8 protein-coding genes are annotated in these 12,211 nt (G+C 50.4%); 4 read left to right on the top strand and 4 right to left on the bottom strand.

The window, feature by feature from the left end; all coding sequences use genetic code 11:
• Positions 1 to 36: 36 nt before the first annotated feature.
• Positions 37 to 2,649, bottom strand: coding sequence for an aminopeptidase N (gene pepN / locus EQY_RS0107050; RefSeq protein ID WP_000193879.1), 2,613 nt, complete (start codon positions 2,647 to 2,649; stop codon positions 37 to 39).
• A 265-nt stretch (positions 2,650 to 2,914) separates the two neighbouring features.
• Here pepN and pncB point away from each other — a divergent pair, with 265 nt between their 5' ends.
• The 4 genes from pncB to aspC all read left to right on the top strand — a co-directional run bounded on the left by pncB (position 2,915) and on the right by aspC (position 8,734).
• Positions 2,915 to 4,117, top strand: a complete 1,203-nt coding sequence (gene pncB, locus EQY_RS0107045) for a nicotinate phosphoribosyltransferase (protein WP_024212450.1) — start codon at positions 2,915 to 2,917, stop codon at positions 4,115 to 4,117.
• Positions 4,118 to 4,285: 168 nt separating this feature from the next.
• Positions 4,286 to 5,686, top strand: coding sequence for an asparagine--tRNA ligase (gene asnS, locus EQY_RS0107040; RefSeq protein ID WP_000117892.1), 1,401 nt, complete (start codon positions 4,286 to 4,288; stop codon positions 5,684 to 5,686).
• A gap of 602 nt (positions 5,687 to 6,288) precedes the next feature.
• Positions 6,289 to 7,359: a porin OmpF gene (ompF, locus tag EQY_RS0107035; protein WP_000977930.1), complete on the top strand. Its 1,071-nt coding sequence runs from the start codon at positions 6,289 to 6,291 to the stop codon at positions 7,357 to 7,359.
• Between the two features lie 184 nt (positions 7,360 to 7,543).
• Positions 7,544 to 8,734, top strand: coding sequence for an aspartate transaminase (gene aspC / locus EQY_RS0107025; RefSeq protein WP_000462692.1), 1,191 nt, complete (start codon positions 7,544 to 7,546; stop codon positions 8,732 to 8,734).
• Between the two features lie 221 nt (positions 8,735 to 8,955).
• On the opposite strand, the gene gloC is transcribed toward aspC, so the two are convergent.
• From gloC to ldtD, 3 genes are all read right to left on the bottom strand, one after another.
• Positions 8,956 to 9,603 carry a hydroxyacylglutathione hydrolase GloC gene (gene gloC / locus EQY_RS0107020; RefSeq protein ID WP_001109462.1) on the bottom strand — a complete coding sequence of 216 codons (648 nt, stop codon included), beginning with the start codon at positions 9,601 to 9,603 and terminating at the stop codon, positions 8,956 to 8,958.
• Between the two features lie 26 nt (positions 9,604 to 9,629).
• A complete protein-coding gene (gene mepK / locus EQY_RS0107015; RefSeq protein ID WP_001516120.1) occupies positions 9,630 to 10,178 on the bottom strand; it encodes a peptidoglycan L,D-endopeptidase MepK in 549 nt (182 codons plus the stop codon).
• Between the two features lie 180 nt (positions 10,179 to 10,358).
• Positions 10,359 to 12,206, bottom strand: a complete 1,848-nt coding sequence (ldtD, locus tag EQY_RS0107010; RefSeq protein WP_000926033.1) for a L,D-transpeptidase — start codon at positions 12,204 to 12,206, stop codon at positions 10,359 to 10,361.
• Between the last annotated feature and the right edge of the window lie 5 nt (positions 12,207 to 12,211).

Here is a 12,211-nt window from a genome sequence, read left to right as displayed (position 1 = left end):
TAAGACGCGGCAAGCGTCGCATCAGGCATGTTTGTATCAAGCCAGAGCTTTGGTGATCTTCTCGTACAGATCACCAGAAAGATTTTCCAGTCCTTTTAACTGCTCCAGCGCCGCACGCATTTTCGCCTGACGTTTAGCATCGTAACGTTTCAGGCGAATCAACGGCTCAATCAGGCGCGAAGCCACCTGCGGGTTACGGCTGTTCAGGTCGGTGAGCATTTCCACCAGGAACTGATAACCGCTGCCATCTTCGGCATGGAACGCAGCCGGGTTGCTGCCCGCAAACGCCCCAATCAACGAACGAATACGGTTCGGGTTGCTCATGGTGAACGAACGATGCTGCAACAGGCTGCGCACCGTCTCCAGTACATTCGCCGCCGGACTGGTGGCTTGCAGGATAAACCATTTATCCATCACCAGACCGTCCTGATGCCATTTGTCGTCGTACTCCTGCATCAGCGCATCACGACATGGTAACTGCGCAGCAACCGCCGCCGAGAGCGCCGCCAACGCATCGGTCATATTGTTGGCCTCGTGGAACTGCTTGCTCACCAGCACGTCAGCCAGATGCGTTTCACCAAAAGCGAGGAAACGCAGGCAGGCATTACGCAGAGTGCGTTTTGCAATATCTTCATGCTCAACGCGGTACTCGCTCTGGTAATTCGCGTTATAAATAGCAAGCAACTCATCCGCCAGTTCAGCCGCCAGAGTACGGGTGAGAGCTTCGCGCACTTCAGCAATGGCAATCGGGTCGATGATATCGAACAGTTCTGCCATTTCATTGACGGAAGGCAGCGTCAGGATTTCTGCCGCCAGCGCCGGATCAATCTTCTCATCGAGCAGTACCGCGCGGAAAGCATCGGCAACATGTGCTGGTAAAGACAATGGTTGACCTTGCTGATGACGGGCGACGTTCAGTTTGATGTAGGTTGCGAGCAGGCTTTGCGCCGCATCCCAGCGAGAGAAATCATTACGCGCATGGCGCATCAGGAAAGTCAGTTGCTGGTCGCTCCACTTATATTCCAGTTTCACCGGCGCAGAAAATTCGCAAAGCAGCGCAGGCACAGGCTGGAAGTAGACGTTATCGAAGACAAAGGTCTGTTCCGCCTGGGTGACATTCAATACCGGATTGACCGGATGGCCACCCTTCTGCAACGGAATCACTTTGCCTTCGTTGTCATACAGTTCGATAGCAAACGGAATATGTAGCGGCTGTTTTTCTGCCTGATCCGGCGTGGCTGGTGTGCGCTGGCTGATGGTCAGGGTGTACTGCTCGGTTTCCGGATTGTAGTCGTCTTTAACAGTCACAATCGGCGTACCGGACTGGCTGTACCAGCGACGGAAATGGGAAAGATCGACATTTGACGCATCTTCCATCGCCTGAACGAAATCGTCGCAGGTCGCAGCACTACCATCGTGACGCTCGAAATAGAGCTGCATCCCTTTCTGGAAGTTTTCTTCACCCAGCAGAGTGTGGATCATACGAATCACTTCCGCGCCCTTCTCGTAAACGGTCAGGGTGTAGAAGTTGTTCATTTCAATGACCATATCCGGACGGATTGGGTGCGCCATCGGACTGGCGTCTTCCGCAAACTGCAATCCGCGCATGGTGCGCACATTATTGATACGGTTTACCGCGCGGGAACCAAGGTCAGAACTGAACTCCTGATCGCGGAAAACAGTCAAGCCTTCCTTCAAACTGAGCTGGAACCAGTCACGGCAGGTAACGCGGTTGCCGGTCCAGTTATGGAAATATTCATGACCGATGACACGCTCAATGTCGAGATAATCTTTATCGGTTGCAGTGTCGGTACGCGCCAGCACATATTTGGAGTTAAAGATGTTGAGACCTTTATTCTCCATTGCGCCCATGTTGAAGAAATCCACTGCAACGATCATATAGATGTCGAGGTCATACTCCAGACCAAAGCGTTCTTCATCCCACTTCATGGAATTTTTCAGCGAGGTCATCGCCCACGGCGCGCGATCAAGATTACCGCGATCGACATACAACTCCAGCGCCACTTCGCGACCGGAGCGGGTAGTGAAAGTGTCGCGAAGTACATCGAAGTCACCAGCTACCAGCGCAAACAGATAGCTCGGTTTCGGGAATGGATCCTGCCACTGTACCCAGTGACGTCCATTTTCCAGTTCGCCTTGCGCAACACGGTTACCGTTGGAAAGCAGGAACGGGTATTTGGTTTTATCCGCAATAATTTTGGTGGTAAAACGCGCCAGCACATCCGGGCGATCGAGATAGTACGTAATATGGCGGAAACCTTCAGCCTCACACTGGGTGCAGAGCGCATCGCCTGACTGGTAAAGCCCTTCCAGCGCGGTGTTGGACGCCGGGCTAATTTCATTAACAATCTTGAGCGTAAAACGTTCCGGTAAATTACTGATGATCAGTGCGCCCTCTTCTTCTTTCCAGGCTGTCCACGGCTCATCATTAATATGAATAGAGACTAGTTTAAGGGCTTCGCCGTCCAGACGAAGCGGAGCATCTGATGCACCATGACGGACAGCCTGGCTGATCGCGGTAACCACCGTCTTTTGCGCGTTCAGGTCAAAGGTCAAGTCAATATCAGTAATCTGGTAATCCGGCGCACGATAGTCGTGACGGTATTTGGCTTGTGGCTGTTGAGTCATAAATAACCTTTAGCATCTTTTATAGAGTCAGGTGTTCAGTCTATTCCTGTTGCATAAATCTCGCTACGCAGAATCTTCATCTTTTCAGGTACAAACGCTTTTATTGCTACATTTTTATAACATAAGGTGCGCAATGCCATCGACCATAAAGGTGGCATATGGTGTGATCGGGGTTCAATAAATTGCGAAACAAGGTATACTCCAGCAGTTCCTGAAGATGTTTATTGTACTAAACGCTCCCGTACGAGGACGCTACTGCGCACCTATGACACAATTCGCTTCTCCTGTTCTGCACTCGTTGCTGGATACAGATGCTTATAAGTTGCATATGCAGCAAGCCGTGTTTCATCACTATTATGATGTGCATGTCGCGGCGGAGTTTCGTTGCCGAGGTGACGATCTGCTGGGTATTTATGCCGATGCTATTCGTGAACAGGTTCAGGCGATGCAGCACCTGCGCCTGCAGGATGATGAATATCAATGGCTCTCTGCCCTGCCTTTTTTTAAGGCCGACTATCTCAACTGGCTGCGCGAGTTCCGCTTTAACCCGGAACAGGTCACCGTCACCAACGATAACGGTAAGCTGGATATTCGTTTAACCGGCCCGTGGCGTGAAGTCATCCTCTGGGAAGTTCCTCTGCTGTCGGTCATCAGTGAAATGGTACATCGCTATCGCTCACCGCAGGCCGACGTTGCGCAAGCCCTCGATACCCTGGAAAGCAAATTAGTCGACTTTTCGGCATTAACCGCCGATCTCGAGATGTCGCGCTTCCATCTGATGGATTTCGGCACTCGTCGCCGTTTTTCCCGCGAAGTACAAGAAACCATCGTTAAACGTTTGCAACAGGAACCCTGGTTCGTTGGCACCAGTAACTACGATCTGGCACGTCGGCTTTCCCTCACCCCGATGGGAACACAGGCGCATGAATGGTTCCAGGCGCATCAACAAATCAGCCCGGATCTTGCCAATAGTCAGCGCGCTGCACTTGCTGCGTGGCTGGAAGAATATCCTGACCAACTTGGCATTGCGTTAACCGACTGCATTACTATGGATGCCTTTCTGCGTGATTTCGGCGTGGAATTTGCCAGTCGTTACCAGGGGCTTCGCCATGATTCCGGCGACCCGGTAGAATGGGGCGAAAAAGCCATTGCACATTATGAGAAGCTGGGAATTGATCCGCAGAGCAAAACGCTGGTTTTCTCTGACAATCTGGATTTACGCAAAGCGGTCGAGCTTTATCGCCACTTCTCTTCCCGTGTGCAATTAAGTTTTGGTATCGGTACACGCCTGACCTGCGATATCCCCCAGGTCAAACCACTGAATATTGTGATTAAGCTGGTGGAGTGTAACGGTAAACCGGTGGCGAAACTTTCTGACAGCCCTGGCAAAACTATCTGCCATGACAAAGCGTTTGTCCGTGCGCTGCGTAAAGCGTTCGACCTTCCGCATATTAAAAAAGCCAGTTAATATCATCAGGGAGCCATAACGGCTCCCTTTTTTGCCTTTTATTCCGAAATCTTTTGTCCCATCTGCGAATTCTGCTTGTCTGATTGCAGATGCCAGGTAACATAGGTATCCCCCCATTGACGGGTGGACAAGTGTTTATTTTTTCCGACTATTAACAGAGAGAATATTATGAGCGTTGTGCCTGTAGCCGACGTACTCCAGGGCCGCGTAGCCGTTGACAGCGAAGTCACCGTGCGCGGATGGGTGCGTACCCGCCGAGATTCAAAAGCTGGCATCTCCTTCCTCGCCGTTTATGACGGTTCCTGCTTTGATCCTGTACAGGCTGTCATCAATAATTCTCTGCCCAATTACAATGAAGACGTCCTGCGTCTGACCACCGGTTGCTCGGTCATTGTGACGGGTAAAGTCGTGGCGTCGCCGGGTCAGGGGCAACAATTTGAAATTCAGGCCAGCAACGTTGAAGTTGCCGGCTGGGTTGAAGATCCAGATACTTACCCGATGGCAGCAAAGCGCCACAGCATTGAGTATCTGCGTGAAGTCGCTCACCTGCGTCCACGTACCAACCTGATTGGCGCTGTTGCGCGCGTTCGCCACACGCTGGCACAGGCGCTGCATCGCTTCTTTAACGAGCAGGGATTCTTCTGGGTTTCAACGCCACTGATTACCGCATCTGATACCGAAGGCGCTGGCGAAATGTTCCGCGTTTCAACGCTGGATCTGGAAAACCTGCCGCGTAACGATCAGGGCAAAGTGGATTTCGACAAAGACTTCTTCGGTAAAGAGTCTTTCCTGACCGTATCTGGTCAGTTGAACGGTGAAACCTACGCTTGCGCATTGTCCAAAATTTATACCTTCGGCCCGACTTTCCGTGCAGAAAACTCCAACACCAGCCGTCACCTTGCGGAATTCTGGATGCTGGAGCCGGAAGTGGCGTTTGCTAACCTGAACGATATCGCCGGTCTGGCTGAAGCCATGCTGAAATATGTCTTCAAAGCAGTTCTCGAAGAACGTGCAGACGACATGAAATTCTTCGCTGAACGCGTAGATAAAGATGCTGTCAGCCGCCTGGAACGCTTCATTGAAGCCGACTTTGCGCAGGTTGATTACACCGATGCGGTAACCATCCTCGAAAATTGCGGTAAGAAATTTGAAAACCCGGTTTACTGGGGCGTGGATCTCTCTTCCGAGCATGAGCGTTACCTGGCAGAAGAACACTTTAAAGCGCCGGTCGTGGTGAAAAACTATCCGAAAGATATTAAGGCGTTCTATATGCGTCTTAACGAAGACGGTAAAACCGTCGCGGCAATGGACGTTCTGGCACCGGGCATCGGTGAGATCATTGGTGGTTCACAGCGCGAAGAGCGTCTGGACGTACTGGACGAGCGTATGCTGGAGATGGGCCTGAACAAAGAAGATTACTGGTGGTATCGCGATCTGCGTCGCTACGGTACTGTTCCGCATTCCGGTTTCGGTCTTGGTTTTGAACGTCTGATCGCCTACGTGACTGGTGTGCAAAACGTGCGTGACGTGATTCCGTTCCCGCGTACTCCGCGTAACGCCAGCTTCTAATTTAGTTTTTCCGAGAGCCAGCGTCCGCTGGCTCTTTTCTATTCCCTTCTGTCAAGTTATCTGTTTGTTAAGTCAATCAATCTATTTGCAACCCTGTCACAACAACCTTCCTGTTACGGAATATTTCCACGTAATATTTATGAACAAAAAATAATCCGCATTCTTATTGCGGATTAGTTATTTCTTAGCTGATAGCACAATTTTTATACTTCTTATTGGCTTTCTGGACGTCTGAACCTGTGTTTTAGCGAAGCCACTGAGAGGAATTATCAGAGCGAAAATTTTCGTTTAGCTAAATTTAATATAAGGAAATCATATATATAGATCAAACTCTCTGCAAATATCATTAAAGTCTAATGGAAATATGACGGCGTTCACAAAGTTCCTTAAAATTTACCTTTGGTTACATATTTTTTCTTTTTGTAACTATATCTTTATATTTGTAGCACTTTCACGGTAGCGAAACGTTAGTTTGAATGGAAAGATGCCTGCAGATACATAAAGACACCAAACTTTCATCAATAGCTCCGTAAATATTTATTGACGAAACTTATTGACGGCAGTGGCAGGTGTCATAAAAAAAACCATGAGGGTAATAAATAATGATGAAGCGCAACATTCTGGCAGTGATCGTCCCTGCTCTGTTAGTAGCAGGTACTGCAAACGCTGCAGAAATCTATAACAAAGATGGCAACAAAGTAGATCTGTACGGTAAAGCTGTCGGTCTGCACTATTTTTCCAAGGGTAACGGTGAAAACAGTTACGGTGGCAATGGCGATATGACCTATGCCCGTCTTGGTTTTAAAGGGGAAACTCAAATCAATTCCGACCTGACCGGTTACGGTCAGTGGGAATACAACTTCCAGGGTAACAACTCTGAGGGTTCCGATGCCCAAAATGGCAATAAAACCCGTCTGGCGTTCGCTGGTCTGAAATTTGCTGATGCTGGCTCAATCGATTACGGTCGTAACTATGGTGTTGTTTATGATGCACTGGGTTACACCGATATGCTGCCAGAGTTTGGTGGTGACACTGCATACAGCGATGACTTCTTCGTTGGCCGTGTTGGCGGCGTTGCAACTTACCGTAACTCCAACTTCTTTGGTCTGGTTGACGGCCTGAATTTCGCTGTTCAGTACCTGGGTAAAAACGAACGTGACACCGCACGTCGTTCTAACGGCGACGGTGTTGGCGGCTCCATCAGCTACGAATTCGAAGGCTTTGGTATCGTTGGTGCTTATGGTGCTGCTGACCGCACCAACTTGCAGGAAGCTCAGCCTCTTGGCCAGGGTAAAAAAGCTGAACAGTGGGCTACTGGCCTGAAGTATGATGCAAACAACATCTACCTGGCGGCAAACTACGGTGAAACCCGTAACGCTACGCCGATCACTGGCGGCTTTGCCAACAAAACACAAGACGTTCTGTTAGTTGCACAATACCAGTTCGATTTCGGTCTGCGTCCGTCCATCGCTTACACCAAATCTAAAGCGAAAGACGTAGAAGGTATCGGTGATGTTGATCTGGTGAACTACTTTGAAGTGGGCGCAACCTACTACTTCAACAAAAACATGTCCACCTACGTTGACTACATCATCAACCAGATCGATTCTGACAACAAACTGGGCGTAGGTTCAGACGACACCGTTGCTGTGGGTATCGTTTACCAGTTCTAATAGCAGACCTCTTTGTTAAATGCCGAAAAAACAGGACTTTGGTCCTGTTTTTTTTATGCCTTCCAGAGCAATCTCACGTCTTGCAAAAACAGTCGGCGTTTTCATCAGTAATAGTTGGAATTTTGTAAATCTCCCGTTACCCTGATAGCGGACTTCCCTTCTGTAACCATAATGGAACCTCGTCATGTTTGAGAACATTACCGCCGCTCCTGCCGACCCAATTCTGGGTCTGGCCGATCTGTTTCGTGCCGATGAACGTCCCGGCAAAATTAACCTTGGGATTGGTGTCTATAAAGATGAGACGGGCAAAACCCCGGTGCTGACCAGCGTTAAAAAGGCTGAACAGTATCTGCTCGAAAATGAAACCACCAAAAACTACCTCGGCATTGACGGCATCCCTGAATTTGGTCGCTGCACTCAGGAACTGCTGTTTGGTAAAGGTAGCGCCCTGATCAATGACAAACGTGCTCGCACAGCACAGACTCCGGGTGGCACTGGCGCACTACGCGTGGCTGCCGATTTCCTGGCAAAAAATACCAGCGTTAAGCGTGTGTGGGTAAGCAACCCAAGCTGGCCGAACCATAAGAGCGTCTTTAACTCTGCAGGTCTGGAAGTTCGTGAATACGCTTATTATGATGCGGAAAATCACACCCTTGACTTCGATGCACTGATTAACAGCCTGAACGAAGCTCAGGCTGGCGACGTAGTGCTGTTCCATGGCTGTTGCCATAACCCAACCGGTATCGATCCTACACTGGAGCAATGGCAAACGCTGGCGCAGCTTTCCGTTGAGAAAGGCTGGTTACCGCTGTTTGACTTCGCTTACCAGGGTTTTGCTCGCGGTCTGGAAGAAGATGCTGAAGGTCTGCGCGTTTTCGCTGGTCTGCATAAAGAACTGATCGTCGCCAGTTCCTACTCTAAAAACTTTGGCCTGTACAACGAGCGCGTTGGCGCTTGTACTCTGGTTGCTGCTGACAGTGAAACCGTTGATCGCGCATTCAGCCAAATGAAAGCGGTGATTCGCGCTAACTACTCTAACCCACCAGCACACGGCGCTTCGGTTGTTGCCACCATCCTGAGCAACGATGCGTTACGTGCGATTTGGGAACAAGAGCTGACCGATATGCGCCAGCGCATTCAGCGTATGCGTCAGTTGTTCGTTAATACGTTGCAGGAGAAAGGTGCAAACCGCGACTTCAGCTTTATCATCAAACAGAATGGCATGTTCTCCTTTAGCGGTCTGACTAAAGAACAGGTACTGCGTCTGCGTGAAGAGTTTGGCGTGTATGCGGTGGCTTCCGGTCGTGTTAACGTAGCCGGGATGACGCCAGACAACATGGCTCCGCTGTGCGAAGCGATTGTGGCAGTGCTGTAAGAGTTAAAACCAATGAAGCCCGCTGAAAGCGGGCTGAGGTTGCTGACAAACGCAGCATTGCCTGATGCGCTACGCTTATCAGGCCTACGCGTCCCCTGCAATATTTTGAATTTGCACGATTTTGTAGGCCGGATAAGGCGCTCGCGCCGCATCCGGCATAAACAAAGCGCACTTTGCCAGAAATCCAGGCCCGCATTGAAAGCGGGCTTTTTTATACGCCTTTACCAGACGGGCATTTCGTCTTGCAGGAAGGGATTATGCAGGCGCTCATAACCAAGAGTGGATAATGGTCCGTGACCCGGAATAAATGTCACGTCATCGCCCAGTGGCAGCAGTTTATCTTTAATCGAAGAGATCAGTTGATTATGGTCACCACGAGGGAAGTCGCTACGCCCTACTCCGCCTTTGAAAATAACGTCGCCAGAAATGAGCAGTTTTGACTGATTATCAAAGAAGACCACATGACCCGGCGTATGCCCAGGGCAATGTAACACCTGTAAAGTCACATTCCCTATGCTGATAGTGTCGCCTTCGTTCAGCCAACGATCCGGCGTTAGTGGCTGACACTCCTCCAGACCGAACATACGGCTTTGCGCAGGCAAGCCTTGCAGCCAGAACTCATCTTCTTTTTCCGGCCCAAGAACCGGCACGCCGTAATGTTGCGCCAGTTCCGCCGCCGCGCCAACATGATCCAGGTGACCATGCGTCAGCAGGATCTGCATTAGCGTCAGGCCGCTGGCATCAACTTCCTGTTTGATTTTTTCCGCATCGCCGCCAGGATCAACCAGTGCAGCCAGGCGAGTTTGTTCACACCAGATCAATGAGCAGTTCTGGGAGAATGCAGTGACCGGAATAATACGATAATTCATACTGCCCCTGTTTTGTTAAGCGATTGTTACCAGTGCCGTGCTGGCCCGGTATCAATATGCACAAAGTTACTACGTGGGTAATATCCTACACCACCTGCACGCATAGATAACGCTGCTTTGCGAATATTGCTTAACGCGACACCTTCAATATGGAAATCCATCGCCTGGCCTTTGGTGTGATAGCTTTTCTTCGCTACCCCACGGCTGTGCGCGCGTAGTTCATTGTTGGTATCAATGGAGCGATAACCGGAAATGAGTTGCACCGGTTTGCGGGTGCCTAACAGCCCTTGCAGGCGATACAACTGGTCGAATAATCCTGGGTCGATGGACTTTATTTTGTTCGCGCGGAAATCGCGGAAAAAATGGTTTAGTTTTGCCAATTCTTCCTGAATATAGCCTCTGCCATCGAAAAACTCCGCTTTAATGGACTCTCCGGTATGGAGATTGTTGAGTGTCAAAATACGCGGACGTGGGGTAGAGAGTGTCGCAAACGCAGGGGTCGGCAAGATGGCGGCACCAAGTGCAACGCCACCAAGCGCCAGCAGTTTACGGCGATTAGCGTCGAATTTGTCCATGATAATCAAGTCTACAGGTCAATGTTATCGTTTATATGCACTTCTGGCGCACAAGAGGCACCTTAACCGCGCATAAAGCTAACGTCAAGATGACTCAATCCCAGCAGTGATGGGGGCTAGCGAGAATAGCCCCCAATTTTGCCAATTATTACGACAACTGATTTACCCGAACTACTTCATTTATCTGATTAATTGTTCCGCTTTCGATACAATTTGCGAGCTGGATCGCGCAGGCAGATCATAATTGTAAATATCTGTACGATATTGAGTACGACCATCTGCACCGACAAAAGCGGTCAGGTAGTAGAGATTAACCGGGATCGACTGACGGATATTGACGTAACGGGTATCTCCCTGCTTCAGGGCGTCGGAAATACGCTTGTCATTCCAGCCTGCATCCTGCAACAGCATATTTGCCAGATCAGATGCCTTATTCACCCGCACACACCCTGAGCTTAACGCGCGTGTATCACGCTTGAACAGATTGTGATTAGGCGTGTCATGCAAGTAGATAGCGTCTGAACTCGGCATATTAAATTTATACCGTCCTAGCGAATTTCGTGGGCCAGGAGCTTGCTGGAAGCGGAACGGTAAATTCGAGGCTGTAATCGTTGACCAGTCAACCTGCCACGGATCAATCGCTTCTTTGCTGTTCCAGCCGCGCATCACCGTATAGCCATGACTTTCCAGATAACCCGGATCGTTACGCACTTTCGGCAGAATATCTTTGCGTGCCAGCGTCGGCGGTACGTTCCACGGCGGATTCACCACCACATTGTTTAAAGCACTGCTCATCATCGGTGTTTTGCGGTCAGGACGGCCGACAATCACCCGCGAGTCCAGCACCTGATTACCGTTCTGGTAATAGACCAAAGAATAGGCGGGTATATTGACCATGATGCCAGTAGAAAGCTCCGCAGGCAGCAAGCGTAAACGCTGGATGTTGAGTGCCAGCACACCTGCACGCTGGGCTGGCGTTACATTTAACCAGTCCCGAGTTGCCGGACCAATAGCGCCATCGGCTCCCAATCCTTGCCATGCCTGAAAACGTTTAACGGCTTCCACCAGCTCATTATCGTAGGCAGCGCGTACGGCTGGCGCAGGTTTACTGCGAGCCGTAGTTTGCCTGTCCATCGGCTTAGTTTCTGCTGTTTCGACGGCAACGGCGGACGGACTCACGACTGCATCTGCGGGTGTTTCATCGCCAGGGAGCGCAATTTTCGGCCCGCCTTCGAGCATTCCCGTTCGCTGCAAAATCTCGCGCAGTGCTGGTACGTCATTACTCCACTGGCCAGGACGCAGCGTTGCTTTACCGGTCAGTTGTGGCCACGGTTTCGTATCGCTGAGTAAGGTCAATAAAGATTCATGCATCGCGGCATATTGCGGATGCTGCGGAGCCAGTCCTGCAACAAACGTTGGCAACTGACCATTATTTAGCGCCACCTGCCATTGGTTAATGACCGAGAGCGGTGGTGTAGATAGCGCATAAGGTTTACTGCTGTACAACCAGTGCGTACCTTTGACCGGAATGTTGGCAACGAAATGGAGATAGCCCAGCATTGCATCCGACAGCACTACGTCGCGTGCCAGACCGTTAACGCCAGGATCAGTCAGTAACTCTACCCATTTATTAAACTGCGGCTGAAAACCGGCAATCGCCACTTCCGCCAGTTGCTGCTGGAAGGCTTTTACCGCATCACGGTTTTCCCACATAGGCTGCATGTCACGTGCGGCATACAGCAGTTGAAGCTGGTTAAGATAAACCGGCTTATAACCTGCGGGTAATTGAGATTCGATTTGTGTGCGAGCGTTTTCCGCCGCACCCTCTGGTAGCGGCTGAAGTCCCGCCATAATTGCCGTAGCTTGCACTTGCGGCAGTGCATCTCCCTGTTCGCTAACAGCCACCGGGCTGTCGCCAGGGATTACTTCAGGCTCATCAGCCTGCACACTGAACAGTGGAGCGAATGTTACGGCCAGACACAAACTTATTGCCGAAAGCCGACGACCACACATCATGTTAAGCAACATCCCTT

Source organism: Escherichia sp. TW14182, from assembly GCF_000208525.1.
In the GTDB taxonomy this organism is placed as follows: Bacteria; Pseudomonadota; Gammaproteobacteria; order Enterobacterales; family Enterobacteriaceae; genus Escherichia; species Escherichia ruysiae.
Note: the sequence above shows the minus strand (reverse complement) of the source record. Positions and strands in the feature narration are given on the sequence as shown.

What these genes read in the sequence shown, in the direction of transcription:
- pepN (WP_000193879.1), bottom strand. Translation starts at nt 2,649, where the DNA reads ATGACTCAACAGCCACAAGCCAAATACCGTCACGACTATCGTGCGCCG.
- pncB (WP_024212450.1), top strand. Translation starts at nt 2,915, where the DNA reads ATGACACAATTCGCTTCTCCTGTTCTGCACTCGTTGCTGGATACAGAT.
- asnS (WP_000117892.1), top strand. Translation starts at nt 4,286, where the DNA reads ATGAGCGTTGTGCCTGTAGCCGACGTACTCCAGGGCCGCGTAGCCGTT.
- ompF (WP_000977930.1), top strand. Translation starts at nt 6,289, where the DNA reads ATGATGAAGCGCAACATTCTGGCAGTGATCGTCCCTGCTCTGTTAGTA.
- aspC (WP_000462692.1), top strand. Translation starts at nt 7,544, where the DNA reads ATGTTTGAGAACATTACCGCCGCTCCTGCCGACCCAATTCTGGGTCTG.
- gloC (WP_001109462.1), bottom strand. Translation starts at nt 9,603, where the DNA reads ATGAATTATCGTATTATTCCGGTCACTGCATTCTCCCAGAACTGCTCA.
- mepK (WP_001516120.1), bottom strand. Translation starts at nt 10,178, where the DNA reads ATGGACAAATTCGACGCTAATCGCCGTAAACTGCTGGCGCTTGGTGGC.
- ldtD (WP_000926033.1), bottom strand. Translation starts at nt 12,206, where the DNA reads ATGTTGCTTAACATGATGTGTGGTCGTCGGCTTTCGGCAATAAGTTTG.